Raw genomic sequence first — 1,422 nt, 5'->3', positions numbered from 1 at the left:
TATTGAATGAACTGAAATCTGACCCTCTTTCCTACGGAGTAATGCGATCTCATGACAGCAAAAGAATCAAAATTTTTCGCAGGAACCAACATTCCGAAATTACCAAAGCTTTCAACTTTCCTTGACGTGCAAACGCTGAGTACTCATAGTGACGATGGAATTTCACTGGGGGCCGTGATTCAATTTTTTCTGAAAAAATGTCCCCTGATATTTTAAAAATTCATAAGCAAATCTCGACATGAAGGCGAATCAGCGAATAAGAGTCGTTGTAATTTTCTGAAATAAATTTTTATCGACAAAAAGATTTCTGTCGGTTAGTTCCTTTCTGTTTAGAAATTATCCTACTTGCAAAAATCAATATATTATGGGAGGACTAAAAAAATGGTCAGGGAAAAAAGTATTTTGCTTTCATTACTTTTCTTCATTTTAGTTATTGCAACTACCTCTGTCTCGGCAAAAAATTTCGGTCATATTGAAGGCTATGTGAAAGATATTCAGACGAATGACCCGTTGCCGTACGCAAATATTGTGGTCGTTGGCACCAGTTGGGGCACAACAACGGATTTAAATGGAAAGTATGTATTAAAATTGCCGCCGGGCACATATACGATTCGTTGCCGGTTTATTGGCTATAAAACGGAAGAAGCCACGATCACCGTGGGAAACGAGGAAAGGATTAAAAAGAATTTTAAGCTAAAATATGGCGAGGTAATCAAAGGCAAAGCGATTGTAGTCACTGCTCAGGCAGAAGGACAGGTCAAAGCCATCAGTCAGCAGTTGGCTTCCAAACAAATTGTGAATGTCGTTTCTTCCGCGAGAATTCAGGAATTGCCCGATGCCAATGCCGCCGAATCTATTGCCAGGCTTCCCGGAGTTTCCATCAAGCGAACCGGCGGAGAAGGCAACCAGGTCGTCATTCGCGGACTGGCGCCGAAATACAATGCCGTGACCATCGACGGCGTCCGTATCGCTTCATCAAATCCAAACGATCGAAGCGCTGATCTGAGCATGATTTCTTCCAATATGCTCGAAGGGATAGAGGTGTACAAAACTGTCACTGCTGACCAGGACGCGGATGTTATCGGCGGTACGGTAAATTTCAAGATGAGAGAGGCGCGCGGCGAACGAAAAGGATTGGGCTTCAGGCTTCTCGCCCAGGGCGGTTATACCGGCTTATCCAATGCGTACAATAAATATGACAATTACAAAATAGTGCCCAGCATCGAGGGTAGATTTTTCAATCAAAAACTCGGTCTTTTTCTGCAATTGAATTTAGAAAAGCGAAATTTGACTTCCAATGAGTTTGGCGCCAGCTACAATCATAAATCTGCCGATCACATTTATTATGTGACAAACTCCATTGATCTTCATTTTATCCCACGATTCAGAAAACGGACAAATGCAGCATTGATGTTGGATTAC

1 protein-coding gene is annotated in these 1,422 nt (G+C 42.1%); it reads left to right on the top strand.

What is annotated here, in order from left to right:
• Positions 1-381: 381 nt before the first annotated feature.
• On the top strand, positions 382-1,422 hold a 1,041-nt coding region (locus GXO74_05220; GenBank protein NOZ61060.1), incomplete at its 3' end, for a TonB-dependent receptor plug domain-containing protein.

The sequence above is a fragment of the Calditrichota bacterium genome (assembly GCA_013152715.1).
Classification (GTDB): Bacteria; Zhuqueibacterota; Zhuqueibacteria; order Thermofontimicrobiales; family Thermofontimicrobiaceae; genus 4484-87.
The sequence above is the reverse complement of the archived record's forward strand: the minus strand, read 5'-3'. Positions and strand labels throughout refer to the sequence as shown.